The 26,584-nt window shown below is 71.9% G+C and carries 29 protein-coding genes and 3 tRNA genes; 20 read left to right on the forward strand and 12 right to left on the reverse strand.

Annotated features, from left to right (window positions below):
- Positions 1-10 precede the first annotated feature (10 nt).
- Positions 11-376 (reverse strand): hypothetical protein, encoded by a 366-nt coding sequence (locus J2X59_RS14235; protein ID WP_326497111.1) that lies wholly within the window; start codon positions 374-376, stop codon positions 11-13.
- Complete coding sequence (locus J2X59_RS14240; RefSeq protein ID WP_326497112.1) at positions 373-1,368, reverse strand: SDR family oxidoreductase; 996 nt, start codon at positions 1,366-1,368, stop codon at positions 373-375. The genes J2X59_RS14235 and J2X59_RS14240 overlap by 4 nt, the downstream gene beginning before the upstream one ends.
- 84 nt (positions 1,369-1,452) lie before the next feature.
- Here J2X59_RS14240 and J2X59_RS14245 point away from each other — a divergent pair, with 84 nt between their 5' ends.
- On the forward strand, positions 1,453-2,067 hold the full coding sequence (locus J2X59_RS14245) for a hypothetical protein (RefSeq protein ID WP_326497113.1): 615 nt from the start codon (positions 1,453-1,455) through the stop codon (positions 2,065-2,067).
- Between the two features lie 16 nt (positions 2,068-2,083).
- On the opposite strand, the gene J2X59_RS14250 is transcribed toward J2X59_RS14245, so the two are convergent.
- The 5 genes from J2X59_RS14250 to J2X59_RS14270 form a co-directional block, all read right to left on the reverse strand.
- Complete coding sequence (locus J2X59_RS14250; protein ID WP_326497114.1) at positions 2,084-3,355, reverse strand: phosphatidylserine decarboxylase family protein; 1,272 nt, start codon at positions 3,353-3,355, stop codon at positions 2,084-2,086.
- Between the two features lie 81 nt (positions 3,356-3,436).
- On the reverse strand, positions 3,437-4,219 hold the full coding sequence (locus J2X59_RS14255) for a YqjF family protein (RefSeq protein WP_271827066.1): 783 nt from the start codon (positions 4,217-4,219) through the stop codon (positions 3,437-3,439).
- Entirely contained in the window at positions 4,216-5,046 is an 831-nt protein-coding gene (locus J2X59_RS14260; protein ID WP_326497115.1) for a nitroreductase family protein, read from the reverse strand. Before J2X59_RS14260 ends, J2X59_RS14255 begins: the two co-directional genes overlap by 4 nt.
- Positions 5,047-5,073: 27 nt before the next feature.
- Entirely contained in the window at positions 5,074-5,445 is a 372-nt protein-coding gene (locus J2X59_RS14265) for a hypothetical protein (RefSeq protein WP_066651391.1), read from the reverse strand.
- Positions 5,446-5,556: 111 nt separating this feature from the next.
- Positions 5,557-5,994: an Lrp/AsnC family transcriptional regulator gene (locus J2X59_RS14270; RefSeq protein WP_058729711.1), complete on the reverse strand. Its 438-nt coding sequence runs from the start codon at positions 5,992-5,994 to the stop codon at positions 5,557-5,559.
- A gap of 235 nt (positions 5,995-6,229) precedes the next feature.
- Between J2X59_RS14270 and ddaH the strand changes: the two genes are divergently transcribed.
- Together ddaH and rocD are read left to right on the forward strand one after the other, a co-directional pair.
- Complete coding sequence (gene ddaH, locus J2X59_RS14275; RefSeq protein ID WP_326497116.1) at positions 6,230-7,117, forward strand: dimethylargininase; 888 nt, start codon at positions 6,230-6,232, stop codon at positions 7,115-7,117.
- A 2-nt stretch (positions 7,118-7,119) separates the two neighbouring features.
- Positions 7,120-8,391: an ornithine--oxo-acid transaminase gene (gene rocD, locus J2X59_RS14280; protein WP_326497117.1), complete on the forward strand. Its 1,272-nt coding sequence runs from the start codon at positions 7,120-7,122 to the stop codon at positions 8,389-8,391.
- Positions 8,392-8,610: 219 nt separating this feature from the next.
- On the opposite strand, the gene J2X59_RS14285 is transcribed toward rocD, so the two are convergent.
- On the reverse strand, positions 8,611-9,606 hold the full coding sequence (locus J2X59_RS14285; RefSeq protein WP_326497118.1) for an SDR family oxidoreductase: 996 nt from the start codon (positions 9,604-9,606) through the stop codon (positions 8,611-8,613).
- A 124-nt stretch (positions 9,607-9,730) separates the two neighbouring features.
- On the opposite strand from J2X59_RS14285, the gene J2X59_RS14290 reads away from it, so the two are divergent.
- Positions 9,731-10,741 carry an aldo/keto reductase family protein gene (locus J2X59_RS14290; protein ID WP_326497119.1) on the forward strand — a complete coding sequence of 337 codons (1,011 nt, stop codon included), beginning with the start codon at positions 9,731-9,733 and terminating at the stop codon, positions 10,739-10,741.
- Positions 10,742-10,961: 220 nt separating this feature from the next.
- On the opposite strand, the gene J2X59_RS14295 is transcribed toward J2X59_RS14290, so the two are convergent.
- The 3 genes from J2X59_RS14295 to J2X59_RS14305 all read right to left on the reverse strand — a co-directional run bounded on the left by J2X59_RS14295 (position 10,962) and on the right by J2X59_RS14305 (position 11,235).
- Positions 10,962-11,034, reverse strand: a tRNA-Phe gene (locus tag J2X59_RS14295).
- Between the two features lies 1 nt (position 11,035).
- Positions 11,036-11,112, reverse strand: a tRNA-Asp gene (locus J2X59_RS14300).
- Between the two features lie 50 nt (positions 11,113-11,162).
- Positions 11,163-11,235: transfer RNA gene (locus tag J2X59_RS14305), tRNA-Glu, on the reverse strand.
- Between the two features lie 255 nt (positions 11,236-11,490).
- On the opposite strand from J2X59_RS14305, the gene J2X59_RS14310 reads away from it, so the two are divergent.
- Together J2X59_RS14310 and J2X59_RS14315 are read left to right on the forward strand one after the other, a co-directional pair.
- Positions 11,491-12,780, forward strand: a complete 1,290-nt coding sequence (locus J2X59_RS14310) for a M23 family metallopeptidase (RefSeq protein WP_326497120.1) — start codon at positions 11,491-11,493, stop codon at positions 12,778-12,780.
- 33 nt (positions 12,781-12,813) lie between these two features.
- A complete protein-coding gene (locus J2X59_RS14315; RefSeq protein ID WP_326497121.1) occupies positions 12,814-14,271 on the forward strand; it encodes a C40 family peptidase in 1,458 nt (485 codons plus the stop codon).
- A gap of 127 nt (positions 14,272-14,398) precedes the next feature.
- On the opposite strand, the gene J2X59_RS14320 is transcribed toward J2X59_RS14315, so the two are convergent.
- Positions 14,399-14,890 (reverse strand): inorganic diphosphatase, encoded by a 492-nt coding sequence (locus J2X59_RS14320; RefSeq protein ID WP_066651400.1) that lies wholly within the window; start codon positions 14,888-14,890, stop codon positions 14,399-14,401.
- 51 nt (positions 14,891-14,941) lie between these two features.
- Between J2X59_RS14320 and tilS the strand changes: the two genes are divergently transcribed.
- The 14 genes from tilS (at position 14,942) to J2X59_RS14390 (ending at position 26,471) form a co-directional block, all read left to right on the forward strand.
- Positions 14,942-15,961, forward strand: coding sequence for a tRNA lysidine(34) synthetase TilS (gene tilS / locus J2X59_RS14325; RefSeq protein WP_326497122.1), 1,020 nt, complete (start codon positions 14,942-14,944; stop codon positions 15,959-15,961).
- A 9-nt stretch (positions 15,962-15,970) separates the two neighbouring features.
- Positions 15,971-16,522 carry a hypoxanthine phosphoribosyltransferase gene (hpt, locus tag J2X59_RS14330; RefSeq protein ID WP_031272831.1) on the forward strand — a complete coding sequence of 184 codons (552 nt, stop codon included), beginning with the start codon at positions 15,971-15,973 and terminating at the stop codon, positions 16,520-16,522.
- Between the two features lie 165 nt (positions 16,523-16,687).
- Entirely contained in the window at positions 16,688-18,676 is a 1,989-nt protein-coding gene (gene ftsH, locus J2X59_RS14335) for an ATP-dependent zinc metalloprotease FtsH (protein WP_066651404.1), read from the forward strand.
- Positions 18,677-18,682: 6 nt separating this feature from the next.
- Positions 18,683-19,687 carry a dihydropteroate synthase gene (gene folP / locus J2X59_RS14340; protein WP_326497123.1) on the forward strand — a complete coding sequence of 335 codons (1,005 nt, stop codon included), beginning with the start codon at positions 18,683-18,685 and terminating at the stop codon, positions 19,685-19,687.
- Positions 19,684-20,073: a dihydroneopterin aldolase gene (gene folB / locus J2X59_RS14345; protein WP_066651406.1), complete on the forward strand. Its 390-nt coding sequence runs from the start codon at positions 19,684-19,686 to the stop codon at positions 20,071-20,073. The genes folP and folB overlap by 4 nt, the downstream gene beginning before the upstream one ends.
- Entirely contained in the window at positions 20,070-20,603 is a 534-nt protein-coding gene (gene folK / locus J2X59_RS14350) for a 2-amino-4-hydroxy-6-hydroxymethyldihydropteridine diphosphokinase (RefSeq protein WP_235426411.1), read from the forward strand. Before folB ends, folK begins: the two co-directional genes overlap by 4 nt.
- Positions 20,600-21,088 carry a DUF3180 domain-containing protein gene (locus J2X59_RS14355; protein WP_066651410.1) on the forward strand — a complete coding sequence of 163 codons (489 nt, stop codon included), beginning with the start codon at positions 20,600-20,602 and terminating at the stop codon, positions 21,086-21,088. Before folK ends, J2X59_RS14355 begins: the two co-directional genes overlap by 4 nt.
- Before the next feature lie 22 nt (positions 21,089-21,110).
- Positions 21,111-21,632: a PH domain-containing protein gene (locus J2X59_RS14360; RefSeq protein WP_066651411.1), complete on the forward strand. Its 522-nt coding sequence runs from the start codon at positions 21,111-21,113 to the stop codon at positions 21,630-21,632.
- Between the two features lie 9 nt (positions 21,633-21,641).
- Complete coding sequence (locus J2X59_RS14365; protein WP_326497124.1) at positions 21,642-23,405, forward strand: PH domain-containing protein; 1,764 nt, start codon at positions 21,642-21,644, stop codon at positions 23,403-23,405.
- On the forward strand, positions 23,402-24,094 hold the full coding sequence (locus J2X59_RS14370; RefSeq protein WP_326497125.1) for a Rossmann-like and DUF2520 domain-containing protein: 693 nt from the start codon (positions 23,402-23,404) through the stop codon (positions 24,092-24,094). Before J2X59_RS14365 ends, J2X59_RS14370 begins: the two co-directional genes overlap by 4 nt.
- Before the next feature lie 120 nt (positions 24,095-24,214).
- Positions 24,215-25,750, forward strand: a complete 1,536-nt coding sequence (gene lysS / locus J2X59_RS14375; RefSeq protein WP_311205733.1) for a lysine--tRNA ligase — start codon at positions 24,215-24,217, stop codon at positions 25,748-25,750.
- A 113-nt stretch (positions 25,751-25,863) separates the two neighbouring features.
- Positions 25,864-26,067, forward strand: a complete 204-nt coding sequence (locus tag J2X59_RS14380; protein WP_066651415.1) for a hypothetical protein — start codon at positions 25,864-25,866, stop codon at positions 26,065-26,067.
- A 54-nt stretch (positions 26,068-26,121) separates the two neighbouring features.
- On the forward strand, positions 26,122-26,265 hold the full coding sequence (locus J2X59_RS14385) for a hypothetical protein (RefSeq protein WP_271826630.1): 144 nt from the start codon (positions 26,122-26,124) through the stop codon (positions 26,263-26,265).
- Between the two features lie 74 nt (positions 26,266-26,339).
- Complete coding sequence (locus J2X59_RS14390) at positions 26,340-26,471, forward strand: hypothetical protein (protein WP_268746767.1); 132 nt, start codon at positions 26,340-26,342, stop codon at positions 26,469-26,471.
- Positions 26,472-26,584 lie beyond the last annotated feature (113 nt).

A 26,584-nucleotide genomic window follows, 5' to 3' on the forward strand; every position in this document is an offset into this window, starting at 1 on the left:
GCAGCGGCGGTCAACGTCGGCCGGGGCGACCGTGTCCCGTGCCGACGAGGCCGACCTCGAGCACGGTGAGGGCCACGGCGACGACGAGCTGCCGTGCCGCGAACCCCCGTGTCTGCCGGTCGAGGGCGATGAGCGGCACCATCGAGACGCCGTGCGTGGCGTCGACCGCTGCGCCGAGGACGTGGGCTTCCGGTGACGCTGCGCGCGTGAGCAGTGCGGCCTGCACGAGCTGCCGGGCGCCGAGCACCCGACCGAACACGGCCACCCGGCCCGTCGACCCACGCGAGGCAAGCAGGTGTGCGATGCCGATGCCGGCGCGGAGCCCCTCGACCCACCGCGCACGCTGCCGGCGGTCCCTGCGGGAGCGGCGGCTCATCGGCGCTTCCCCGCGGCCAGGGCGATCGCGCCCGCGACGCCGACGGCGGCTCCGATGATCCCGTTGCCGAGCCTGCGGTGCTCGACCCACCAGGTCTGCGGCGACCAGGCGTGCGCGGAGTCGTCGAAGACCCCGTGTGCACCGTGGTCGCCCGGGACGGGCTCGTGCAGGTTCGTCGGCAGCGACTGTCCGTCCTTCTGCTCGGCCTGCTGTCCGCTGACCAGGGTCTTCGCGGCGTACCAGTCGGCGAAGCGTCCACTGATCCGGTTGCCCAGGATCGTGTAGACCGTCGATTCGCCCACCCACGTGCGGCGGCGCGGCCGCTCCGCGGTGACGGCGATCGCGCGGGCGCCGACCTCGGGCTGGTAGATCGGTGCGACGGGCTGCGGGTGGTGCGGCAGGAGCGACTTCACCCAGTTGAACTGCACCGTGTTGAGCGCGGGCATGTCGACGCGGCTCACGGCCACCCTGCTGCCCTGTTCCGTGAGCTCGGACACCACCGACTCGGTGAACCCGACGATGGCGTGCTTCGCGCTGCAGTAGGCGGCCTGCAGGGGGATGCCCCGGAAGCCCAGTGCGGAACCGACCTGGATGACGTGCCCACGGTCACGGGGGACCATCCGGGCCAGCGCCGCGCGGGTGCCGTTGACGAAGCCGAGGAAGTTGACGTCGACAGCGCGCTCGAAGTCGCCGGGGCCGGTGTCCGTGAAGCGCCCGAAGACCCCGACCATCACGCAGTTCACCCAGAGGTCGATCGGTCCGAGCTCCTGCTCGGCGCGCTCGGCGGCGGCCTCGACGGCCTGTCGGTCGGCCACGTCGGCGATCAGCGCGAGGCCTCGGCGTCCCGCGACCTCGACCTCGGCGACCGCGGCGTCGACCCCGTCGCGTCCACGGGCCAGGACGGCGACGTCCCACCCCCGGGCCGCGAGTTCGCGGACGGTCGCCCGTCCGAGCCCTGCCGAACCACCGGTCACCACTGCCACGCGCGTCATGCTGTCCGTTGTACGCGGGCTCGTGTCCGCACCGGTCCAGCCGCTGTCCCCCGGCCGCCGGACGGCGTGGGGCAGGATGGCGCGGTGGAGACGGGTGACCAGGAGCAGGCCGAGGAGGCACCTCCCGGCTGGGTGTTGCGGACCCCGACACGGACGTACGAGGTGTGGGCCCTGCCGCTGGTCGCGGTCGCCGTCGCCGCGTTCGTCATGGTCGCGGGGATCGCAGCCGGGGACCTGCTCGCGCGCGTGGTCTGGACGACGGCTGCGGTCGTCGTGACGACCGGGGCAGTGGCGCTGGCCTCAGCAGGATGGCGTGCGTACGGGGAACAGACCCGCGGCGCCTCGTGGGACCTGCACCGCACCACGGTCGTGACGGGTGGCGCGAGCGGCGCGGCGGTGCTGGTCGCGAGCATGATCGGTGGCGGCACGGTCGGGGTCGCCGCGGGCGCCCTCGGCGGGCTACCCATCATGATGTGGTCTGCGCGCTCACTGACCCGCTTCGACCGACTGGCGGTGTCGGTGACCTGCGCCGTCGTCGCGGCGGTGTCCCTGGTCCTGGTGGTCGTCGGTCTGACAGCCGGCGCCGTACCCGAGTGGCGCGTGACCGTCTGGACCCGGGTCGTTCCGCTCATCGGTGTCTTCACGGCGGTGGTCGCGATCCTGCAGTCCCGTGCCGTTGCCCGTGCAGCGCTGGAGTGACCGCTGGGTCTTGCCGTCAGTCGGACGACCGCCGCCGCGCCGTCGCCAGGTGCGACCGCACCGGCAGGACCGCCGATTCCTCCTCCGGCGCCTGCGGCAGCGCTCCCAGCGAGAACGACTCGACGACGTCCGGCCCGAACAGCACGCACACCGACGACCCGCCGAACTGGAAGTACCCGAGCTCGTCGCCCTTGCCGACGTGCGCACCGTCCGAGATCCCCTCGCCGATCACGCACGAGGAGACGTCGGACATCCCGATGAACACGACCGCGATCGTCCCGATCGCGGGGTCGTCGGCGTCGATGAGCACGATCGCGCGGGTGGCGACGTGTGCCATGTAGCCCTGTGACAGCTGCGGCTCGGCGGCGTCGGTGCCCTGCGACGAGGCCTCGGAGTAGTAGGTCCCCGGTTCGACCCAGGCGCGCAGGACCGTCCCGGCGACCGGGCTGTGCCAGCGGTGGTACTCGAGCGCGCTGAGGAACGCCTGCCACACGGTGCCGTCGACGAACAGGTCGGCGGTCTCGTCGCCGACGAGCAGCTCCTCGACCGAGTACGGCTCCGCCTTCGCCCAGAACGCGTCGAGCCGGTGGACGCGGCTGGCGATCCGGTACGGGGTGGCTTCGCAGGGGCTCACCACGACCGCGTCGTCGTCGGGCGCGGCGACCGGGCGCTCGCCGTCCCGGAAGCGCCGCGTGAAGAAGTCGTTCCACGACCCGAAGCCCCAGTGCTCGGCGTCGGCATCGTGCTCGAACCGGTCCATGCCGACCGCCCGACGAGCGGCATCGCTGCACCACCCCGAGGGTGCGTCCACGAGCACCTCGAGGGACTTGTCGCTCGACAGGAAGTCGCACCACCCCTGCAGGATCGCCCGGAGCGCGTCGTTCACGCGCGGGTCCCGGTAGAAGGCGAAGCCCGCCGGCGTGGCCTTCGTCCAGTCGAGCACCCCGTCGAGCGGCGTCATCACCATCTGCTCGTCGCTGAACTCGGGCGCGGTCGTGATGACCTCGTCGACGAGCTCGAGCAGCTCCCCGAACGACTCGAGGTGCCGGTCCTGGTACTCGCGACCAGCGGGGACCTGCTCGATCATCTGGTGCGCGTGCATCCGCAGCACGGGGTCGCCCTCGACGAGGTCGCGGAGGGCCGAGACCGCCGGGTGCAGGGCCCGGTCGGGGTCGCGCTCCTGGTGGCGCTCACGACGCCCGCGGAGCCAGGCCTCGAGCCCGCTCTGGTCCTGCGGGAGCCATCCCGCGCGGCGTCGGACGTCCTGCTGCTGCGATGCACCGGTCACGCGGAGGAGGCTACCCACCGCCCACCGTGACGGTCCCAGGAGCCGCCCCGCCCCTCCCGGCCGGCACGATCGGCACGACAGTCAGCGTCCCCGCCCGAACCGCGTGGTCACCCCGGGCGAGTACAGCACCGAGTCCGGCTCCAGTCCGGACAGTCCGAAGGGCAGCCCCGCAGCCGCCACCAGGTCGTCCCGCAGCGACACGAGGGACGCCCGGTGCAGCGGCCACGACTCGTGCTCGTTCGGCCAGTAGCGCGTCGCACCGACCCGCCGCACGTGCATGCCCCACCGTGCCGTCAGGAACGTCTCGAGGGGCGTCGGCTCGTCGACCGCGTCGCCCACCCGGACGTCGAAGGTCGACCGCAGGTGCGTCCCGTGCCGACGCATCGCGTAGCCCACCCGGCCGTCGGTCTTCCGGATCGCCGCGTGCGCCCACCAGTACGGCAGGCCCGTCGCGACCCGTGCGCCGATCGTCGGCAGGAGCTTCCCGGCGTCCAGCGACAGGAACGCGACGCCTCGACGGCCCTGGTCGTCGCACGTGTAGACGCGCACGTTGACCTCGACGAAGTCGCCGACACTGCCGGCCCGTCCGAGCCCGCCGAGCGGCGGGAAGCGCGTGTCCGTGAAGCGGAACCCGATGAGGCCCACCCAGGTGGTCGCGCCGTCGTCCGTCCCGTCCGGCGCCATCGTGTCCGGGTGCGCTCCGGCGGGCAGCAGCGGTGCCACCGCCGACACGTCGACGCGCCAGTGCACGAAGACCACGTCGAGCCAGTCCTGCGAGATCCACGGCGTCCCGCGCAGGGGCGGTGCCTCCGGCGAGACGGCCGGGAGGCCCGGCTCGCCCCCGCCCCGCTGTCCGGCGGTCACGAGACGGTCCCGTCGGTCGCGCGGGCAGCGTCCGGCACGTCGTCCCACCCCTGCTGCGGGGTGGCGCAGGTCCCGCGGAACACGTACTGCGACGGGCGCTTCCGTTCGTTCGACACCCAGTCGATGGCGGGACGTCGACGCTCCGGCGGCAGGTAGCCGATCCGGTAGACGGCCATCAGCTCGAGCTCCGGCGGCACCGCGAGGAGCCGCTCGACCTCGGCCCAGGCCTCCTCGACCTCCATCGGGAAGGACACGAACTGGATCCCGAGGCCGAGCTCGGTCGTCGCGAGCCAGACGTTCTCCATCGCCGCGCCCATGCTGAACACGGAGTAGAAGGCGTTGCGCGCCTCCTTCCGGTACTCGTCGCGGTCGAGCATCACCCCGAGCAGGAGCGGCGACCCGGCGACGAGCTTCCGGTTCTCCTCGCCGAGGGTCTGCGGTACCCGGAGCGTGTTCATGAGGAGCTGCCCGCGCTTGGTGAACACCTGCTTCGTGAAGGGCTTGAGCGGTCCCGGCAGCTTGTCGAACAGCATCCCGTCCCGACGTTCGTCCATCTCGGCCTGCGAGAACCGGAAGTACGGGCGGTAGCGCGTGAAGAACGAGCCCTCGGCCATCGTCTGCGTCATCGACCGGCCGCTGATGTCGGCGATGCGGTCGATGGTGTCGCGCTCCTCGACGATGACGAAGCGCCACGGTTGGCTGTTCAACTGCGAGGGTGCCCGTCCTGCGAGCTCCATCAGCAGCCGCTGGTGCTCCTCGGACACCGGGTCGGGCAGGAACGCCCCGTTGGTCGTGCGCCGGCGTCGGATGGCCTCGAAGAGCTCCACTGCATCCCTCGTGTCTCGTCGTCGCGGTCAGCGCCGTGCGAGCAACGCCCCCAGGTAGGACGGTGCGGCGGCGACCGCGACTCTCCAGTGTGCTCCGGAGCGGGGGTTCGTGCGTGGAGCGAGGGCGAGGGGGACGAGCGCCGGCAGCAGGAACAGTGCGGAGCGGTCCCGTGTCCAGGCCGGGGTGGTCGCGGCGACCCCGGTCAGGGTCGCGGTCACGACGAAGAGGCCGTGGTGCACGACGCGGAGCTTCTCCGTGCGGATGACCCGGACCGCGACCGCGGTGCCCCAGAGGCAGTTCGCGACGTACGCGGCGGCGGCTGCGGCGACCAGGCGGCGGGCCGCCGGCGGACGCGTGGGCGTGGCGCCGCGCCTCCCGGCCGTCCTCCCGATTCCCACGATCGCGACCCTACGCGCGGGACGCTCGCAAGACGCAACGTGGGCGCTCCCTCGGAACGCTGTGCCGCTGCGCACCGTCGCCGACGTTGCGTTCCGCGGAGGAGACGGGGGCTACGCGGACTCGCGGGAGACGAGCTTCGACAGGACGATGGCGCTGCGGGTGTGGTCCACCTGCGGGGCCAGGCGCACCCGGTCGAGTGCGAGCTCGAGCGCCGGCAGGTCACGGGAGCGCATGTGCACGACGGCGTCGGCGCTGCCGGTGACGGTCCCGGCGTCCACGACCTCGGGCACGGTGTCGAGCAGCGTGCGGAGCTCGTCGGGGGAGACGGTGCCGCGGCAGTACAGCTCGACCCAGGCCTCGGTCCCACGGTCCTCGACCGCGGGGTCGACCTTGATCGTGAAGCCCTGGATGACCCCGTCGGCGACCAGGCGGTCGACCCGACGCTTGACCGCCGACGCGGAGAGGCCGACCACCGACCCGATGTCGCCGTAGCCGGCTCGGGCGTTCTCCCGGAGCTGGTCCAGGATGCGGTGGTCGAGCGTGTCCATGTTCGTCGATCGTACGCGGGGTTCTTGCGAGCCAGGTGCGTCCGACGCAGGAATCGTGCGTCACCCGAACGGGTGCCATGCGCTCGTGGACGGGGTACTGCACCGATCGGACCGTTCGTGTCAGACTGCTGCTGGCGTCGACCTGGTCCGCTGCGGTGAGTGAGCCTGCATCTCATCGGAGTGCTTCACCCGTGGTGGTTCCTGGCAGGCTCGGGCCCCGGTCCCAGGAGGACTGATGTCGAACACCGCAACCGAACCGCAGGCCGCACCGGCCCGTGTCGCCACGAAGCGCACGATCCTGATGTGCAAGCCGACGCACTACACGGTGAGCTACCGGATCAACCCGTGGATGCACCCCGAGGAGCCGACCGACACGTCGAAGGCCGTCGAGCAGTGGCAGTCGCTCGTCGACGTCTACGAGCAGCTCGGCTTCGACATCTCCTACATCGAGCCGATCGAGGGCCTGCCCGACATGGTCTACGCGGCCAACGGCGGCTTCGTGCTCGACGGCGTCGCGTACGGCGCGAAGTTCCAGTACCCCGAGCGCCAGCCCGAGGGCCCCGCGTACATGGACTGGTTCCGCAGCGCCGGCCTCACCGTCGCCGAGCCCGAGGAGACCAACGAGGGCGAGGGTGACTTCCTGCTCATCGGCGACACCATCTTCGCCGGCACGGGGTTCCGCTCCGACAGCACCTCGCACGAGGAGCTCGCCCGCATCTACGGCCGCGAGGTCGTCACCCTCAAGCTCATCAACCCGAGCTTCTACCACCTCGACACCGCCATCGCCGTGCTCGACCCGGAGCCCGACGCGTCCGGCCGTTCGAACATCGCCTACCTGGAGAGCGCCTTCGACGAGCCCTCGCTGGCGATCCTGCGCGAGCGCTTCCCCGACGCGGTCATCGCGACCGAGGAGGACGCCGCGATCCTCGGCCTCAACTCGTACTCCGACGGCTACAACGTCGTGATCGCATCGCGTGCGACGACCTTCGCCGAACAGCTGCGTGAGAAGGGCTACAACCCGATCGGTGTCGACCTGTCCGAGCTGCTGCTCGGTGGCGGCGGCGTGAAGTGCTGCACGCTCGACCTGCACCCCGTCGGCACCGGCACCTCGGTCGCGCGGTAACCGTGAGCACCGCGACCGGAGCCGGCACCCACGCGGGTGCCGGCGCGTCCGGCGACGCCACCGCAGCCGGTGGTGCCACCGCCGCCGCGCTCGCCGTCGAGGACCGCTCCCTCGCCCACAACTACAGCCCGCTGCCGGTCGTCATCGCGTCCGGCCAGGGTGCGTGGGTGACCGACGTCGACGGCAAGCGCTACCTGGACGGACTCGCCGCGTACTCCGCGGTGAACTTCGGCCACGGCAACCCCCGGCTGCTCGACGCCGCCCGGGCCCAGCTCGACCGGGTGACCCTGACGAGCCGCGCGTTCGTGAACGACCGGCTCGGCCCCTTCGCCGAGTCGCTCGCCGCGCTGACGGGCACCGACCTGGTCCTGCCGATGAACACCGGGGCCGAGGCCGTCGAGTCCGCGATCAAGGTGTCGCGCGCCTGGGGCTACCGCGTCAAGGGCGTGCCGGCCGGGCAGGCCACGATCATCGTCGCGTCCGGGAACTTCCACGGGCGCACCACCACGATCGTGTCGTTCTCGGACGACCCCTCGGCCCGCGAGGACTTCGGCCCGTACACGCCGGGCTTCCGCACGGTGCCGTACGGCGACGCCGAGGCCCTCCGGGCGGCGATGGACGAGACCGTCGTCGCCGTGCTGCTCGAGCCGATCCAGGGCGAGGGCGGCGTGGTCATCCCGCCCGAGTCCTACCTGCCCGAGGTCCGCGCGGTCTGCGACGAGTTCGGTGCGCTGTTCGTCGCCGACGAGATCCAGTCCGGGCTCGGGCGCACCGGGCACACCCTGGCCGTCTCGCGTGTCGGTGTCCGACCCGACCTGATCACGCTCGGCAAGGCCCTGGGCGGCGGCATCGTCCCGGTGTCGGCCGTCGTCGGCTCCCGCGAGGTGCTCGGCGTCCTGCGTCCCGGCGAACACGGATCGACGTTCGGCGGCAACCCGCTCGCGGCCGCCGTCGGGTCCGAGGTCGTCGCGATGCTCGGCGAGGGCACGTTCCAGCAGCGTGCGCTCGACGGCGAACCGCTGCTCCGTGGGCTGCTCGACGAGCTAGTCGGGCACGGGGTCGTCTCGCACCGGGTCGCCGGACTCTGGGCGGGGATCGACATCGACCCCGCGCTCGGCACCGGCAAGGAGATCGCGTACGACCTGGCCGACCGCGGCGTGCTCGTGAAGGACACGCACGGGTCGACGATCCGTTTCGCGCCGCCGCTCGTCGTCACCGACGACGAGGTGCGCCTGGCGATCGGGACCCTCGGCGAGGTGCTGGCCGCGCGCTAGACGCGACCACCCGACGGACGGGAGGCGCGGTGCCAGCGGGTGCCGCGCCTCCCGTCCGTTGCGCTCGGCCGCGCCCGCGTCGCCTACCGCGCGCGTCAGCACCCGTCCGCACAACCGGAGGCACGTCGCGCCACGCGATTCCGTGGCGCGACGTGCCGCCGGTTGTGCACTGGCACGTCGCACCGTGCGCCGCGCGCGCCGCGCCCGCGTCGCCCCGCGTCAGCGCACCTGCCACCGCTCGACGAGCTGGTCCATCAGCGCGTCGAGCCGCTCGTCCGTCACCTGGCGCGACGGGTCGGCGTCGAACCACGCGACGATCTCCCGCGCCCCCTGCCGGATCGACGTCGTCTGCGCGAACTCGGGCACGAGCGTCTGCACCTTCGTGTTGTCGAAGACCGAGGTGTTCGCCTTGTCCCCGAGCAGGCTCGCGCCCCAGTCGGCGTCGAGCGCGTCGATCGCGTCGGCCGGGACGTGCACGAGCTGCAGGTCCTCGACCCCCGCGGCCGCCGCCAGCTCGTGGGCGATGCGGTCCCAGGTCGGTGCCTCGTCGCCGGTGATGTGGAACGCCTCGCCGATCGCCTCGGCACGGTCGAGCAGCCCGACGAACCCGACCGCGAAGTCCCGCGCGTGCGTGATCGTCCACAGCGAGCTGCCGTCGCCGGTCACGACGATCGGCTTCCCGGCGCGCATCCGTCCGAGCACCGTCCACCCGCCCGAGAACGGCACGAGGGTCTCGTCGTAGGTGTGCGACGGCCGGATGATCGTCATCGGGAAGTCGTCCTCGCGGTACGCCTTCGTGAGCAGGTCCTCGCACGCGATCTTGTCGCGGGAGTACTGCCAGAACGGGTTCTTCAGCGGCGTCGACTCGGTGATCGGCAGGTGCGTCGCGGGCGTCTGGTACGCCGAGGCCGACGAGATGAAGACGTACTGGTTCGTCCGACCGGTGAACACCTCGATGTCCCGCTGCACCTGGTCGGGCGTGAACGCCACGAAGTCGATGACGACGTCCCAGTGTTGGTCACCGATCGCGGCTTCCAGCGCGGTGCGGTCGGACACGTCGGCCTGGAGGCGCGTCACGGCATCCGGGATCGGCCGCTTGTCGGTCGTGCCCCGGTTGAGCACGGTGACGTCGTACCCCTGTTCGACGGCTTCGCGGACGCACGCGGCGCTGATGATGCCGCTGCCGCCGATGAACAGCACGCTCGGTCCCGACATGGATGCTCCCTTGCTCCCGGCGGTGCCGCTGTGCACCGCGCCCCTGCGATCCTGCCCCACGCGGCCCGCGTACCGTCACGGGTCGGGGCGCACCGACGCGCTCCACGACAGGAGTGACACGCACATGGAGTACCGCTACCTCGGCAACTCGGGCCTCAAGGTCTCCGAGATCACCTACGGCAACTGGCTCACCCACGCATCCCAGGTCGAGAACGACGCGGCGATCGCCTGCGTCCGGGCCGCGCTCGACGTCGGCATCTCGACGTTCGACACCGCCGACGTCTACGCCAACACCGGGGCCGAGACCGTCCTCGGCGAGGCGCTCAAGGGGGAGCGGCGCCAGTCCCTCGAGATCGCCACGAAGGTCTTCGGTCCGACCGGCCCGAAGGGGCACAACGACACCGGGCTGAGCCGGAAGCACATCCTCGAGTCGATCGACGGCTCGCTCGAGCGGCTGCAGACCGACTACGTCGACCTGTACCAGGCGCACCGCTTCGACCACGAGACGCCGCTCGAGGAGACGATGCAGGCCTTCGCCGACGTCGTGCGGCAGGGCAAGGTCCTGTACGTCGGCGTCTCGGAGTGGACCGCGGACCAGCTCCGGGCCGGGGCCGAGCTCGCGAAGGACCTCGGGTTCCAGCTCATCTCGAACCAGCCGCAGTACTCGGCGCTCTGGCGGGTCATCGAGGGCGAAGTCGTCCCGACGTCGCAGGAGCTCGGGATCTCGCAGATCGTCTGGTCGCCGATCGCCCAGGGGGTCCTGACGGGCAAGTACCAGCCCGGTCAGCCGCTGCCCGAGGGCTCGCGTGCCACCGACGACAAGGGCGGCGCGAAGATGATCGAGCGCTTCATGAACGACGAGACGCTCTCGGCGGTGCAGGAGCTCAAGCCGATCGCGGACGAGCTCAGCCTGTCGATGGCGCAGCTCGCGGTGGCCTGGGTGCTGCAGAACGAGAACGTGGCGTCCGCCATCATCGGTGCCTCGCGTCCGGAGCAGGTGCACGACAACGCCGGCGCTGCCGGGGTGCAGATCCCTGCCGAGCTGATGTCCCGCATCGACGACACCCTCGGGTCGGTCGTCGAGCGCGACCCGGCGAAGACGAACGACAGCAGCCCGAAGACCCGCGAGGCCTGAGGCTGCGAAGCCGCAGCGGTCCCGCTGCACAACCGGAAGCACGTCGCGCCAGAGAAGTCCGTGGCGCGACGTGCTTCTCGTTGTGCGCGAGCAGATCGAGCCACCGAAGTGCGACGAGCGCCGGATGACGAGCGCGGCCGAGCACCGTGCGCGGGAGCCCCCGCAGCCCGCGCCCGGGAACGCAAAAGAGCCCCTCACTCTCGTGAGGGGCTCTTCACCGTGGCTGGACACGGCATCGATCCGTGGACCTTTCGATTTTCAGTCGAACGCTCTACCAACTGAGCTATCCAGCCGTGGCGACCCTGACGGGACTTGAACCCGCGACCTCCGCCGTGACAGGGCGGCACGCTAACCAACTGCGCTACAGGGCCATATTGTGTTGTGTTCGGTGTCGTACTGCTGCTTGCTCACTCACGTGGAGTGACCCCAACGGGATTCGAACCCGTGCTGCCGCCGTGAAAGGGCGGTGTCCTAGGCCACTAAACGATAGGGCCGCAAGCTGCGCCGTGCGCTACCGGGAGTTAAGCATACGGACGCTCTGCGTGATGCACAAATCGAGTGCCCCCGAGCGTGCATCCCCGGCGTGTCGCGCTGTCCTGATGCGCATCGGTCGGGCGCTCGGTGCGACCATCATGGGCGGCCGAGGCCCTCGCTCGGGGGTGTCCCTGCCGTGACCCGTGTTGTTACTGTTGCGTCTGTTGACAGTGTGGCGTGCCCGAGCCTCGCCGCACCGTTACGAAACCGAGACCATGTCGCCTGCACCCCACCGCATCCCCCGCCCCCGCCCCCGCTCCCGCCGCCGCGTCATCGCCGCCGCGGTCGCCGTCGTGCTCTCCGCCGGGGCACTCGCCGCGGTCGGCCCGGTCTCCGCGGCATCGGCTGCCGGGTACCCCAGCTGGTCGGACGTCGAGCAGGCCAAGGCATCGAAGGACGCCCAGCAGGCCAAGGTCACCGAGATCAAGGCACTCCTGCAGGACCTGACCGCGAAGGCATCGGCCGCGCAGCAGGAGTCCGAGGCAGCCGGCACGGCCTACCAGACGGCGCAGACGAAGTACGACGCGGCGACGCTCGAGCAGCAGACGCTGCAGCACCAGGCGGACGACGCCGACCGCACCGCGAAGCGTTCCGAGGAGCAGGCCGGCCAGCTCGCCGCGCAGCTCGGTCGCGCGAGTGCGAACGACGTGACGACCGACATCCTCACGCACCCGTCCGACTCGGGTGACCTGCTCTACGAGCTCGGCGCGATGTCGAAGCTCACGGAGCAGGCCGACGGCATCTACTCGCAGGCCTCGCAGGACCGCGGTGTCGCCCAGGGCCTCGCCGACCGCGCCGAGCAGGCGAAGGAGGCCCTCGGCACCCTCGCCGACGCGGCCCAGGCGAAGATGCAGGCGGCCCAGGACGCCGCTGACCGGGCACAGACCGCGGTCGACGCGCAGGCGGACAACAAGGCCCGCCTCGAGGCGCAGCTCACCCTGCTGACCACGAACGCGAAGGACGTCGAGGCCGAGTACGACAAGGGCGTCGCTGCCGAGAAGGCCCGTGAGGCGGCCCGGGCTGCGGCGGCCGCGAAGGCTGCCGAGCAGGCGGCCGCGACGGGCCAGGGCGGCTCCGGCGGCGGGGCCCCGAACTCCTCTGGATGGGTCCGTCCTGCCGGCGGGTACCAGACGAGCCCCTACGGCTACCGCGTCGACCCGTACACGCACTACCGGGCCCTGCACGCCGGCGTCGACCTCGCGCCCGCCTGCTACGCCCCGATCTACGCCGCCCACGCCGGCACGGTGACGTTCGCGGCCAACGGCGGCGGCTACGGCAACGAGGTCGTCCTCGACAACGGCGGCGGCATCTCCACCGCCTACGGGCACATCGTCGACGGCGGCATCCTCGTCTCCGTCGGGCAGCACGTCGAGGCCGGACAGCAGATCGCGAAGATCGGCTCCACCGGCTGGTCGACCGGGTGCCACCTCCACTTCGAGACCCGGGTGAACGGCTCCGCCGTCGACCCGGTCCCCTTCATGGCAGCGCGGGGGATCTCGGTATGAGCAACAGCGCCGTCGAGAGGCCCTGAGCGAGACATGAAGCCCTCCACCCTGTCCGGCTGCACCGCGGTCGTCGCCGTCCTCGGCATCGGTCTGTCGGTCGTCCTCGCCGGTCCCGCCCAGGCAGCTCCCTCGGCCCCGAGCTGGGACGACGTGCGCCAGGCGAAGGCCGACACGGCGCAGGCCCAGACGACGGCGGACGAGCTGAGTGCCCGGCTGCAGACGCTGCAGGACGCCGCGGACAGCGCCGAGGTCTCCGAGCTCCAGGCGGCGCAGGACTACGCGATGGCGGTGTCGCAGCAGCAGGAGGCGCAGGCGTCCCTCGACGACCTGACGGCGCAGGCGAAGCGTGCCGAGCGGCGGGCGGACGAGTCGGCGGCCCAGGTCGCCGGGCTCGTGGTCGAGCTCTCCCGCACGGGCGGCGGTGACCTGTCGACCTCGATGCTCGTCGACGCCTCGGACGCGAAGGACCTGCTCTACCGCGTGGGAACGGTCTCGCACCTGTCCGAGCGTTCGGCCCGTGTGCTCGCGCAGGCACAGACCGACCAGAACACCGTCGAGTCGATCGCCGCGCAGCAGTCGGCGGCGACGAAGGCCCTCGCCGCAGCCACCACGAAGTCCGAGCGTGCCCTCGACGACGCCAACGACGCGTCCGCCTCGGCTCGTGCCCGGGTGCAGCAGCAGCAGGACGAGCAGTCCGAGGTGCTCGACCAGCTGGCGTTCCTCAAGGGGACGAGCAAGGCGACCGAGACGGCGTACTGGAACGAGCAGCAGGCGAAGCGGGCCGAGCAGCAGCTCGCCGCCAGGACCGCCGCCGCCTCCCGTGACACGGCACCCAGCGCCGGCGACTCCGGTGGCAGCAGCGACCCCGCGTCGCCGTCCGTGCCGTCGCGCCCGAACTCGAACCAGCCGAGCACGACGCAGCCGAACACGAGCCCCTCGCGCCCGAGCACGAGCCCGTCGCGCCCGAGCACGACGCAGCCGAACACGACCCCGTCACGTCCGGCTCCGGCTCCGGCACCCGCGCCCGCGCCTGCTCCGGCCCCTGCGCCGGCGCCGGCCCCAGCTCCGGCCCCCGCACCGGCACCGGTCTCGAGCCCGTCGAAGGCCGCCGGCGCCATCGCGTTCGCCCGTGCCCAGCTCGGCAAGCCGTACGTGCTGACCGGCGCGGGTCCGAACACCTGGGACTGCTCCGGCCTGGTGATGATGGCGTACAACTCGCAGGGCATCGCGACCGGCGGGCACAACGTCGTCTGGCAGTACAACCACTTCGCGTCGATCGGCCGACTCGTCCCGCTGTCGCAGCGCCAGCCGGGCGACATCCTCTTCTACTCGTCGAACGGCAGCGTCTCCGGTGCCTACCACGACAGCATCGTCACGAGCTACGGCACGATGGTCGAGGCCGCCCGCCCCGGTGTCGGCGTGGTCGAGCGCGGCATCTGGTTGCCGAACCAGCTCCTGCCGTACGTCGCCCGCCCGAGCGGCTCGCTCTAGCCGGAGCGACCGGCCGGCGACCGGCGGCCGGCGACCGACGACCGGCGTCCGAGCGACCGGCGACCAGCACGAACGACAGCGCCCGCGCTCCCCGAGGGGAGCGCGGGCGCCGTCGTTCGTGCGAGCGTCAGTGACCGGCGGGCACGTACGCGGCCTGGCCGGCCTGCACGATCGCCTCGGCCTCCGCGGCGTCGCCCCAGCCGTCGGCCTTGACCCACTTGTTCGGCTCGAGGTCCTTGTAGCGCTCGAAGAAGTGCGCGATCTCGGCCTTGGTCTGCTCGTCGACGTCCGAGATGTCCTGGATGTGCTGCCAGCGCGGGTCCTTCGCGGGGACCACGAGGACCTTCGCGTCGTTGCCGGCCTCGTCGCTCATCTTGAAGACACCGACGGGGCGGACCTTCACGCCGACGCCCGGGAACACCGGGTACTCGAGCAGCAGGAGTGCGTCCACGGGGTCGCCGTCGTCGGCCAGCGTGTTCTCGAAGAACCCGTAGTCGGTCGGGTAGACGAAGGACGTGAACAGCACGCGGTCGAGGTACACACGACCGGTCTCGTGGTCGACCTCGTACTTGTTGCGGCTGCCCTTGGGGATCTCGACGACGACGTCGTACGCGGTCATGGTGCGCTCCTGGTCTCATGTGCGGGAAGAAAGCGCGGCTAACGTTACCGGGTGAACACTCCGCGTCCCCGGTTGGACCCGGCCGTCGCCGCGACCCGGCTGGCGGTCCGGACGCTCCTCGCCCAGGCTCGTGACGAGGGGCTGCTGCACCGCGGCGACCTGGTCACGGTCGCGCTGAGCGGGGGAGCGGACTCGCTCGCGCTCGCCGCGGCCACCGCGTTCGAGGCACCGAAGCAGGACCTGCGGGCCGGCGCGGTCGTGGTCGACCACGCGCTCCAGGCGGGCAGCGAGGCGGTGGCGAGCCGTGCCTCCCGGACGGCCGCGTCGGTGGGTCTCGACCCGGTGACGGTCCGCAGGGTCGCGGTCGGCACGGACGGTGGTCCGGAGGGCGCCGCCCGGGAGGCACGGCACGCCGCCGTCGCGGAGGTCGCTGCCGACACCGGGTCACCCCTGGTGCTGTTCGGCCACACGCTCGACGACCAGGCCGAGACCGTGCTGCTCGGCCTGCTGCGGGGCAGCGGGCCGGACGCGCTGTCCGGCATGCCGCCGCTCGCGCGACGCGCGACCGGGCCGGCGTACGGCCGGCCGCTCCTCGGTGTCCGCCGGCACACGACCCGGGAGGCGGCGGTCGCCGCGGGCCTGGTGCCGTGGGACGACCCGCAGAACGACGACCCCGCGTACGCACGGGTGCGCGTCCGGAACACGCTGATGCCGGCGCTCGAGCGGGAGCTCGGTGCGGGGGTGCCCGAGGCGCTCGCCCGCACCGCCGAGCAGCTCCGCGAGGACGCCGCGGCACTCGACCACTTCGCCGAGGAGATGGCGGAGGACCTCGCCGAGCACTCCGAGGCAGGCATCTCGCTCTCCGTGCCGGAGCTGCTGGCGAACCCGCCGGCGCTCCGGCAGCGACTCGTCCGCCTGGCCGTCGAGGGAGAGTTCGGTGTGACGCTGTCCCGCACGCAGACGCTCGAGGTCTGCCGGCTCGTGACCGACTGGCGCGGGCAGGGCCCGGTCGACCTGCCGGGGGTCCGGGCGTCGCGCGAGGGCGAGCGCATCGCGTTCGCCGCCCGTTAGAGTGCTCTGGTGGAACTCTCCGACGTCCAGGCAGACCTGTCCGAAGTGCTCTTCACCCCCGAGCAGATCGACGAGAAGCTCGCCGAACTCGCCGCGGTGGTCGACCGTGACTACGCGGGGAAGGACCCGCTGCTCGTCGGCGTGCTGAAGGGCGCCGTCATGGTCATGGCGGACTTCTCGCGGCACCTCAAGATGCAGGCACGCATGGACTGGATGGCGGTCTCGTCGTACGGCTCCGGCACGAAGTCGTCCGGCGTCGTGCGGATCCTCAAGGACCTCGACACCGACCTGCACGGCCGCGACGTCATCATCGTCGAGGACATCATCGACTCCGGCCTGACGCTGTCCTGGCTGAAGCAGAACCTCGAGTCCCGCGGTGCCGCGAGCGTCGAGATCGTCGCGCTGCTCCGCAAGCCCGAGGCCGCCAAGGTCGAGGTCGACGTGAAGTACGCCGGCTTCGAGATCCCCGACGCGTTCGTGGTCGGCTACGGCCTGGACTTCGACGAGCGCTACCGCAACCTGCGCGGCATCGGCGTCCTCGCGCCGCACGTCTACTCCTGAGGCCCGCCGGGCCGTCCGGACCACGGGCGGCCCGTACGGCTCCCTCCGGGCACGGGTGGAGTTCGCCCGCAGAGGACACCCATTCTCGCCACAGAGTCACCGCCGTATGCTGACCTCCACGCAACTCCGGCAGAGAAAGGTGTCGGGCCATCGCGCCCGGATCACATGAACTTCAAGCGCATCTTCCGCGGCCCGTACCTCTACGTGCTCATCGCGCTGGTCGGCATCTTCATCGGCTGGAGCGTGATCGCACAGTCCGGCACGCAGCAGATCGACACCCAGAAGGGTCTCGAGCAGCTCGCCGACGGCAAGGTCTCGTCCGTGGTCGTCAACTCGACCGAGCAGCGCGTCGACCTGACCCTCAAGGACGGCAACGCGAAGGAGCAGTTCTACTACTCCACGCCGCGTGGCGAAGAGGTCGTCTCGGCCGTCAACGACGCGAACCTGCCCGACGGCTACAACGACGTGGTGAACCAGGGCAACTGGTTCCTGTCGCTCCTCGGCATCATCCTGCCGTTCCTCATCATCGGCGCCCTGTTCTGGTTCCTGCTCTCGAGTGCCCAGGGCGGCGGCTCGAAGGTCATGCAGTTCGGCAAGTCGCGCGCGAAGATGAACAACAAGGAGAACCCGCAGGTCACCTTCGCCGACGTCGCCGGTTCGGACGAGGCGATCGAGGAGCTCCACGAGATCAAGGAGTTCCTGCAGGAGCCCGCGAAGTTCCAGGCGGTCGGCGCGAAGATCCCGAAGGGCGTGCTGCTGTACGGCCCTCCCGGCACCGGCAAGACCCTGCTCGCACGCGCCGTCGCGGGTGAGGCCGGCGTGCCGTTCTACTCGATCTCCGGTTCGGACTTCGTCGAGATGTTCGTCGGTGTCGGTGCGAGCCGCGTCCGTGACCTCTTCGAGCAGGCCAAGCAGAACGCCCCCGCGATCGTCTTCATCGACGAGATCGACGCCGTGGGTCGCCACCGTGGCGCCGGCATCGGCGGTGGCAACGACGAGCGCGAGCAGACGCTGAACCAGCTCCTCGTCGAGATGGACGGCTTCGACGGCAAGACGAACGTCATCCTCATCGCGGCGACGAACCGCCCCGACGTCCTCGACCCCGCGCTCCTGCGTCCGGGCCGCTTCGACCGCCAGATCGGCGTCGACGCCCCGAGCCTGCAGGGCCGCAAGCAGATCCTCGAGGTGCACGCGAAGGGCAAGCCGCTCGCCGCGAGCGTCGACCTCGAGCTCCTCGCCCGCAAGACGCCGGGCTTCACCGGTGCCGACCTGGCGAACGTCCTCAACGAGGCCGCCCTGCTCACCGCCCGGTCGAACGCGCAGCTCATCGACAACCGTGCCCTCGACGAGGCCGTCGACCGCGTCATGGCGGGCCCGCAGCGCCGCACGCGGATCATGTCCGACCAGGAGAAGCTGATCACCGCGTACCACGAGGGTGGTCACGCCCTGGCCGCCGCCGCGATGCGCCACACCGACCCGGTGACGAAGATCACGATCCTGCCGCGCGGTCGCGCCCTCGGCTACACGATGGTGCTCCCGCTCGAGGACAAGTACTCCGTGACCCGCAACGAGCTCCTCGACCAGCTCACCTACGCCATGGGTGGCCGCGTCGCCGAGGAGATCGTGTTCCACGACCCGACCACGGGTGCGTCGAACGACATCGAGAAGGCCACGTCGACCGCACGCAAGATGGTCACCGAGTACGGCATGAGCCGTGCCGTCGGTTCCGTCAAGCTCGGGTCGGGCTCGAGCGAGCCGTTCGTCGGCCGCGAGATGGGCGGCAGCAGCGGTCGCGACTACTCGGAGAACATCGCCGAGACGGTCGACGCCGAGACCCGTGCCCTGCTCGAAGCGGCGCACGACGAGGCCTACCAGGTGCTCAACGACAACCGCGACATCCTCGACCGCCTGGCCGGCGAACTCCTCGACAAGGAGACGCTGGACGCGCCGGAGCTCGTCGAGATCTTCAAGGACGTCCGCAAGCTCCCGGAGCGCCCGCAGTGGCTCTCGAGCGACCGTCGTCCGGTCTCGAACCTGCCCGCGATCGAGTTCCCGGGCAAGGCTGCGTCGACCGCGGCGGAGCAGGGCGACACCGAGTCGTCGTCGAAGCCCCGTCGTCGCCCGTTCGGCAACCCCGGTATCGCCCCCGCGTAGGCCGGCATGACCGACCTGCCGACGAGACGCTCCCGTCGCCTCGCCGAGGCGGACCGCGCCCGTGCCGCCGAGCACGAGGCGCGGACCGCCGCGGCGGAACCGCCGACGGTCGCGATCGACCTCCGTGCGCCGGCACCGGTGCCCGAGATCGTGACCGGCCGGCGGCGTGACCGCGCGTCGAGCGGCAGCGCCGGCAGACCGGACGACAGCACGCGGGTGATGGGCATCCTCAACGTCACGCCGGACTCGTTCAGCGACGGCGGCCTGCACCTGGCGGTCGACGCCGCGATCGCGCACGCCCGCGACCTCGTCGGCGCCGGAGCGGACCTGGTCGACGTCGGCGGCGAGTCCACCCGACCCGGTGCCGACCGGGTGCCCGTGGCGGTCGAGCAGCAGCGCGTCCTGCCGGTCGTCCGCCAGCTCGTGTCCGAGGGCATCGCGGTGAGCGTCGACACCATGAACGCGTCGACCGCCGAGCGCGCGGTCGAGGCCGGCGCTGCGATCGTCAACGACGTCTCGGGCGGCCTCGCCGACGACGACATGGCCAGGGTCGTGCGCGACACCGGTGCCGGCTTCGTCGTGATGCACTGGCGTGGGCACAGCGACCGGATGCACCGGAACGCCGAGTACGCGCACGCGGTCGAGGAGGTCCGGCGCGAGGTCGAGCTCCGCGTCGCCGAACTGATCGTCCTCGGGGTCCGCGAGGAGCAGGTGGTCATCGACCCCGGCCTCGGCTTCGCCAAGCACGGCGCCCAGAACTGGGAGATCCTGGCCGGGTACGAGCGCTTCGCCTCGATCGGCCTGCCGGTGCTCGTCGCCGCCTCCCGCAAGCGGTTCCTCGACGGTGTCGGCAGCGCTGCCGGTGCACCGCCGCGCGACCGCGACCTCGCCACCGCCGCCATCAGCCTGCTCGCCGCCGAACGCGGCGCGTGGGGTGTGCGCGTGCACGACCCCGCACCGACCCGTGCGGTGCTCGACGTCTGGGATGCCTGGAGGGCAGCACGATCGTGAGGGACACCATCCGACTGACCGGGGTCCGTGCCCGGGGGAACCACGGCGTGTTCGACCACGAGCGCGCCGACGGCCAGGACTTCGTCGTCGACGTCGCGGTCGAGGTCGACGCCCGGGTGTCGTCGGGGTCCGACGACCTGGCCGACACCGTGCACTACGGGGTCGTCGCCGAGCAGGTCGTGGCCGAGATCGAGGGCGGGCCCGTCGACCTCATCGAGACCCTCGCCGAGCGCATCGCGTCCGCGGTCCTCACCCACCGGGCTGCGCTCGCGGTCGAGGTCACCGTGCACAAGCCCCAGGCGCCGATCACGGTGCCGTTCTCCGACGTCTCGATCACGATCCGCCGCACCCGCGGTGGATCGGTGTCCCACGAGGAAGAAGAGTGAGCCGGGCGGTCATCGCCCTCGGTGCGAACCTCGGGGACCGCGGGAGCACCCTGCGGGCCGCGGCGCAGGCGATCGCGGCCGTGCCGGGCATCCGGCCGGTGGCGTCGAGCCACGAGGTCGAGTCCGTCGCCCTGACGCTCGACGGGCTCGACGACAGCAAGCCCCGGTACCGCAACGGCGTCGTCGTGGTGGAGACCGACCTGGCGCCGCACGACCTGCTCGACGCCCTGCACCGCATCGAGGACGACCACGGACGCACCCGCGAGGTCCGCTGGGGCGACCGCACCCTCGATCTCGACGTGATCGCCGTCGACGACCTGCTGATCGACTCCGGGACGCTCACCGTCCCGCACCCGCGGGCGGGGGAGCGCGCGTTCGTGCTCGCACCGTGGCTCGACGCCGACCCGGACGCGGTCCTGCCCGGCGCCGGACGCGTCGCGGACCTGCTCGACGGACTCGGCGACGACACCGAGCGCGTCGACGAGCCCCGGCTCTTCGACGCCGTGCCCGGGTCGGGGTCCGCAGCGTGAACCCCACCCGCGCCTCCACCCTGATCAGCGTCGCGGTCGTCGCCGTCGTCGCCGGGTTCGCGCTCGACGCCGTCCTGGCCTCGCGCCAGGCGCCCACCCTGCTGCTCTCGACGCCCCTCGGCGTGACGCTCGCGCTGATCGGCGTCGCGGTCGTCGCGATGGCTCGACCCGTGCGCCGCCACGCCCGCGACGGCGCGACCCGGCAGCACCCCGTCGACCCGCTCTACGCCACGCGCGTGGTCGTCCTGGCGAAGGCCTCGAGCCTGGCCGGTGCGCTCTTCGGGGCGTTCGCGGCCGGGCTGTTGCTGTACCTCCTGACCAGGTCGGCCCTGCCGCCGCTAGGCTCGGTCCTGCCGAACGCCGTCGCGGTCGGGGGCGGTCTCGTGCTCGTGGTGTGTGCGCTCGTCGCCGAGCGGATGTGCATGGCGCCGCCACCGGGCGACGACGACGACGACCTGCCGCGGGGTGGGACGACGGCGAACTGACCGACGACCGCAGGAGGCCGTGATGCCGCTGGAACGACTCGACGAGCCGGGCCTCGGCCTGACCGGGACCACGTGGACGCGGGTGTCGCCGAAGCTCGTCTGGACGGAGCTCGTCAGCACGATCGTGGTCGGGGTCGTCGTGACCGCCGGGTGCGTGCTCTTCGCGGTGCTCTTCGGCGGGTTCGGGGGCGCCGCCGGCACGGTGTGGAGCTGCGTCGCGATCGTGGTCGCCCTCGTCGCGCTGGTCACCGCCGTCCTGACGCCCCGTCGGGTCCGAGCGATCGGCTACGCCCTGCGCGACGACGACCTCGTGCTGCGCCGCGGGCTCATGTGGCAGCGCTTCACCGCGGTGCCGTACGGCCGCATGCAGCTCGTCGACGTGAACCGCGGACCGCTCGACCGGATCCTCGGGCTCAGCGAGCTGAAGTTCGTCACCGCGGCTGCCGCGACCAACGTGCGGATCCCGGGCATCCCCGCCGCCGACGCCGACGAGCTGCGCGACCGGCTCGTCGAGCTCGCCGAGTCCCGCCGCGCCGGGCTCTAGGGAGTCGTCGTGACGTTCCGACCCGGACCGCCGCCGCCCGCACCCCCGCGGCGTGGCGACGCAGCCGCTGCCGCTCCGCTGACCGACAGCGAGTGGCACCGCCTGCACCCGCTGACGCCGCTGCTCAAGGGCGGCATCTTCCTCATCGTGGTCCTCGGGTACGTGCTCAACAACCTGCGGGACCAGCTCCTCGAGTTCTTCGTCCCGGGCGGCGCACCGCAGGACGACGGCGACCCGGTCCGCTACGTCTGGGAGCACGGCGCCGTCGGCTGGGTGCTGCTCGGGATCGTGGTGCTCCTGGTCGTGCTGATCGGACTGTTCTACGTGTCCTGGCGGATGCACGAGTTCCGCGTGACCGGCGACGTGGTCGAGGTCCGCTCGGGCGTGCTGTTCCGCAGCCACCGCAAGGCGCGGCTCGACCGGATCCAGGGCATCAACATCTCGCGGCCGGTGGTCCCGCGGATCTTCGGGACGGCGAAGCTCGAGATCGCCCAGGCCGGCAACGACGCCAACGTGCAGCTCGCGTACCTCGGTGCGCGGGCAGCCGACGACCTCCGGCAGCGCATCCTCGTGCTCGCCTCCGGCGCGCAGGACGACGAGGAGACGGCCCGTCGCGACTCGAACGGCGTGCTGCAGGACCGTGTCGGCGAGCTCTTCTCGCCGGAGCTCGACCCCGCCGCCGTGCACGCGACGCGCATCGTCAAGGTGCACCCCGGACGCCTGATCGCGTCGTTGCTGCTCTCCGGGACGACGGTGTTCTTCGTCGTGGTGATCGTCGCGATGATCGTCAGCATCGCGATCACGGGCGAGTACGGCATCCTGATCGGTCTGTTCCCGGTGGTGATCGGTGCCGGCGGCTACACCGTCCGGAAGTTCTCGCGCTCGCTGCAGTACACGATCGCCGAGACCCGCGACGGCATCCGGATCGGCTTCGGTCTCGTCTCGACGTCGAACGAGACGCTGCCGCCCGGGCGCATCCACGCGGTGAGCGTCGCGCAGCCGCTGCTCTGGCGTCCGTTCGGCTGGTGGGACGTCCGCATCAACCGTGCGACGAACGCCGGCAACGGGGCGTCGAACAACCAGCAGGTGTCCTCGATCGTGCTGCCGGTCGGTCGCGCCGAGGACGTCCGCGAGGTCCTCGACATCATCCTGCCGGGGCTCGTCGGCACCGCGGTCGCCGGACCGACGGCGTCGCGCGAGGAGCTCCGCGAGGGCTCGTCCGAGGCGGTCAACGTCGTCGACGACAGCCTCACGACGACGGGGGACCGCGGCGGGTTCGTGCACTCCCCGAGTCGCGGCGCCTGGCTCCGCCCGTTCTCGTTCCGCCGCAACGGCTACCGCTTCGTGCAGGGCGCGGTGCTGCTCCGTCTCGGAGCCGTCTGGCGCTCGCTCGTGATCGTGCCGCTGCCGCGCGTGCAGAGCGTCAAGGTCGAGCAGGGGCCGCTCGAGCGGGTGCTCCGGCTCGCGACCGCACACGTCCACACCGTGTCCGGTCCCGTCTCCGCGCGGATCGGCGCGCTGGACGCGCTCGACGCCCAGCGCCTCTGGTCGGAGAGCGCGCACCGCGCCGTCGAGGCCGCGGCGGTCGACACCACGCACCGCTGGCGCGCCCGGGAGGCCCGCCGCACCCCCGCCACACACGCCCCGGACGGACAGGTGGTAGCGACCGCCGCCGACGCAGCTCCCACGGGAACGTGGCGGGCCGACGGGGGGACGCAGGCCGTGCCTCCCGGCCGCTGGTCCGACGTGCCGCCGCCCGGAGCGCTCCGGTGAGGGCCGGACGACTCGGCGTCGGCATCGTCGGCGCGGGCCGGGTCGGACCGGTGCTCGGGGCGGCCCTGGCGAACGCCGAGCACGCCGTCGTCGGTGTGACGGCCGTCTCCGACGCGGGCCGCGACCGCGCCGAGGCGATGCTCCCCGGTGCCCCCGTCCTCGCGACCCCCGACCTGGTCGAGCGCAGCGAGCTCGTGCTGCTCGCCGTCCCGGACGACCAGCTCGCCGGACTCGTGCAGGGCCTGGCGGACGCCGGGATCTGGCAGCCGGGCCAGCTCGTCGTGCACACCAGTCCGGACCACGGTGTCGACGTCCTGCGGCCCGCCCTGTCGGCCGGCGCGATCCCGCTCGCGATCCACCCGGCGATGGCCTTCACCGGCACGAGCGTCGACCTCGCCCGGCTCCGGGACGCCCACTGCGCGGTGACCGCCCCGGCGCCCGTGCTGCCGATCGCCCAGGCGCTCGTGGTCGAGATGGGTGCGGAGCCGTTCGTCGTGTCCGAGCAGGACCGGCCGGCGTACGCGGATGCCGTGCGCGCCGCGGTGTCGTTCTCGACCGCCATCGTGGACCAGTCCGCCGGGACGCTGTCCGGCATCGGCGTCGAGCGCCCCGGACGCGTGCTCGGCGCCCTCGTGCGCTCGGCCGTCGACAACGCGCTCGCCGCGGCCGACGGTCAGGCGGGCCACTAGCGCCCGCTCCCCGCCGACACCGGGCGGGCCCTGCACGCCGCTGGGCGGAACGGGGACGGGCGGGAGCGGAGCGGCCGGTACCATCGGTGCATCCCCACGACCCCATCGGAGCCGCACAGCATGACCGACGAGACCGCATCCGCCACCGAGCCCTCGGGCGACGGCCCCTCCGCTGAGGAGCTCGCCGCCGCCGAGACCAGCGAACAGCGACAGGTGCGGCTCGACAAGCGGGCGAAGCTGCTGGACGCCGGCATCGAGGCGTACCCGGCCGAGCTGCCGATCACCACGACGATCCCCGCCGTCCGCGAGCAGTACGAGCACCTCGAGACGGGCGAGGAGACGCAGGACGTCGTCGGGCTCGCCGGGCGCATCGTGTTCTCCCGCAACACCGGCAAGCTCTGCTTCGCGACGCTGCAGTCCGGTGACGGCGCCCGCGTGCAGGCGATGGTCTCGCTGGCCGAGGTCGGCGACGAGGCCCTGGCCCGCTGGAAGGAGTTCGTCGACCTCGGCGACCACGTCTTCGTGCACGGCCGTGTGATCTCCTCGCGTCGTGGCGAGCTGAGCATCATGGTCGACGAGTGGGCGATCGCGGCGAAGGCGATCCTGCCGCTGCCGAACCTGCACAACGAACTGAACGAGGAGACCCGGGTCCGCCAGCGGTACCTCGACCTGATCGTCCGCGACCAGGCCCGCGAGACCGTCCGCGCCCGTGCTGCCGTGATGTCCTCGCTGCGACACACGTTCACTGGACACGACTACCTCGAGGTCGAGACCCCGATGCTGCAGACCCAGCACGGCGGCGCCTCGGCCCGACCCTTCGTCACGCACTCGAACGCCTTCGACACCGAGCTGTTCCTGCGCATCGCGCCGGAGCTCTTCCTGAAGCGCGCCGTCGTCGGCGGGATCGACCGGGTCTTCGAGATCAACCGGAACTTCCGGAACGAGGGCGCCGACTCGTCGCACTCGCCCGAGTTCGCGATGGTCGAGGCGTACCAGGCGTACGGCAACTACGAGCAGATGGCCGACCTGACCCAGGAGCTCGTGCAGAACGCGGCGAAGGCCGTCACCGGCGGCTCCCTCGTCGTCACGCTCGCCGACGGCTCCGAGTACGACCTCGGCGGCGAGTGGGCCCGCATGGACATGTACGGCTCGCTGTCCGAGGCCGCCGGGCGGGAGATCACCCCGGAGACCCCGCTGTCCGAGCTGGTGGCGCTCGCCGAGGCCGAGGGCGTCGAGGTCGCGCACGCCACGCACGGCAAGTACGTCGAGGAGCTGTGGGAGCACTTCCACGGGGACGACCTGCACGCGCCGACCTTCGTGATGAACTTCCCGGTCGACACCTCGCCGCTCACCCGCGAGCACCGCACCCGTCCCGGCGTGGTCGAGAAGTGGGACCTCTACGTCCGCGGCTTCGAGCTCGCAACGGCGTACTCCGAGCTCGTCGACCCCGTCGTGCAGCGCGAGCGCTTCGTCGAGCAGGCGAAGCTCGCCGCCGGTGGTGACCCCGAGGCGATGCGCGTCGACGAGGACTTCCTGCGCGCACTCGAGCACGCCATGCCGCCGTCGGGTGGCATGGGCATGGGGATCGACCGCCTGCTCATGGCGATCACCGGCCTCGGCATCCGCGAGACGATCCTGTTCCCGCTGGTGAAGTAGGGACGCGACCGGAGACGGACGGGAGGCGCGGTGCCGGCTGGCACCGCGCCTCCCGTCCGTGCGGCCCTCGTCGCGGGCAGGTGGCGGTCACCGTGGCGAGGTACGATGCTCCGGTGCCAGATGGAGTCGTGACCGGGATCATCTTCGCCGTGACGCCGACCGTCGTCGTCGGCCTGATCTTCTGGTTCGTGATGCGCGCGATCATGCGGGCCGACCGCACCGAGCGGTCCGCGTACGCCAAGGTCGAGGCCGAGGAGCGAGCGCGCTTCGAGCGCGAGCACGGCCGTCCGGCCCCCGCGCCGAGCTCGGCGGAGTAGCCCTCCCCGGCAGTCCGTCACCACCCGTTCACCGACGGGTGCTGCAGTGACGTGGTGACCGCACGTCCCTCGCCGTCGTCGACCCCCTCGGACCCGGCTGACCTCGACCCCGAGGACGCCTTCGGGCACTCCGTCCTGCCCGACGCCGCACGTGACGCGGTCTGGCAGGACGATGACGACGACGACGTCGACGTCTGAGCGCCCGGCGTCGGTCACCGACCGTTCACCCGGTCGTCGCCGGGCGGTCGTCCGCGCGGGTGAGCATCGTCCGCATGTCCATCACGCACGTCTTCACCGGCCGCAGCCTCGTCGGCGACATCGAGAGCGAGTACGACGAGTTCGATCTCGACGCGGACCTCGAGGTCGCCGAGCGACGGGACGGGTGGCTCGAACCCTCCTGGTGACACCGAGCCCCTGCGCTCTTCGGGGTACGGCACCCGGATCACGACGATCCGGAACGCCGTACCCCTTTTCCGTGTCCGCTCGGCGCAGCGGTCCGGGGTACACGCTTTCGATC

Source organism: Curtobacterium sp. 260, assembly GCF_030803485.1.
GTDB lineage: Bacteria > Actinomycetota > Actinomycetes > Actinomycetales > Microbacteriaceae > Curtobacterium.

What these genes read in the sequence shown, in the direction of transcription:
- J2X59_RS14235 (WP_326497111.1), bottom strand. Translation starts at nt 376, where the DNA reads ATGAGCCGCCGCTCCCGCAGGGACCGCCGGCAGCGTGCGCGGTGGGTC.
- J2X59_RS14240 (WP_326497112.1), bottom strand. Translation starts at nt 1,368, where the DNA reads ATGACGCGCGTGGCAGTGGTGACCGGTGGTTCGGCAGGGCTCGGACGG.
- J2X59_RS14270 (WP_058729711.1), bottom strand. Translation starts at nt 5,994, where the DNA reads ATGGACACGCTCGACCACCGCATCCTGGACCAGCTCCGGGAGAACGCC.
- ddaH (WP_326497116.1), top strand. Translation starts at nt 6,230, where the DNA reads ATGTCGAACACCGCAACCGAACCGCAGGCCGCACCGGCCCGTGTCGCC.
- J2X59_RS14285 (WP_326497118.1), bottom strand. Translation starts at nt 9,606, where the DNA reads ATGTCGGGACCGAGCGTGCTGTTCATCGGCGGCAGCGGCATCATCAGC.
- J2X59_RS14290 (WP_326497119.1), top strand. Translation starts at nt 9,731, where the DNA reads ATGGAGTACCGCTACCTCGGCAACTCGGGCCTCAAGGTCTCCGAGATC.
- J2X59_RS14310 (WP_326497120.1), top strand. Translation starts at nt 11,491, where the DNA reads ATGTCGCCTGCACCCCACCGCATCCCCCGCCCCCGCCCCCGCTCCCGC.
- J2X59_RS14315 (WP_326497121.1), top strand. Translation starts at nt 12,814, where the DNA reads ATGAAGCCCTCCACCCTGTCCGGCTGCACCGCGGTCGTCGCCGTCCTC.
- J2X59_RS14320 (WP_066651400.1), bottom strand. Translation starts at nt 14,890, where the DNA reads ATGACCGCGTACGACGTCGTCGTCGAGATCCCCAAGGGCAGCCGCAAC.
- ftsH (WP_066651404.1), top strand. Translation starts at nt 16,688, where the DNA reads ATGAACTTCAAGCGCATCTTCCGCGGCCCGTACCTCTACGTGCTCATC.
- folP (WP_326497123.1), top strand. Translation starts at nt 18,683, where the DNA reads ATGACCGACCTGCCGACGAGACGCTCCCGTCGCCTCGCCGAGGCGGAC.
- J2X59_RS14360 (WP_066651411.1), top strand. Translation starts at nt 21,111, where the DNA reads ATGCCGCTGGAACGACTCGACGAGCCGGGCCTCGGCCTGACCGGGACC.
- lysS (WP_311205733.1), top strand. Translation starts at nt 24,215, where the DNA reads ATGACCGACGAGACCGCATCCGCCACCGAGCCCTCGGGCGACGGCCCC.
- J2X59_RS14390 (WP_268746767.1), top strand. Translation starts at nt 26,340, where the DNA reads ATGTCCATCACGCACGTCTTCACCGGCCGCAGCCTCGTCGGCGACATC.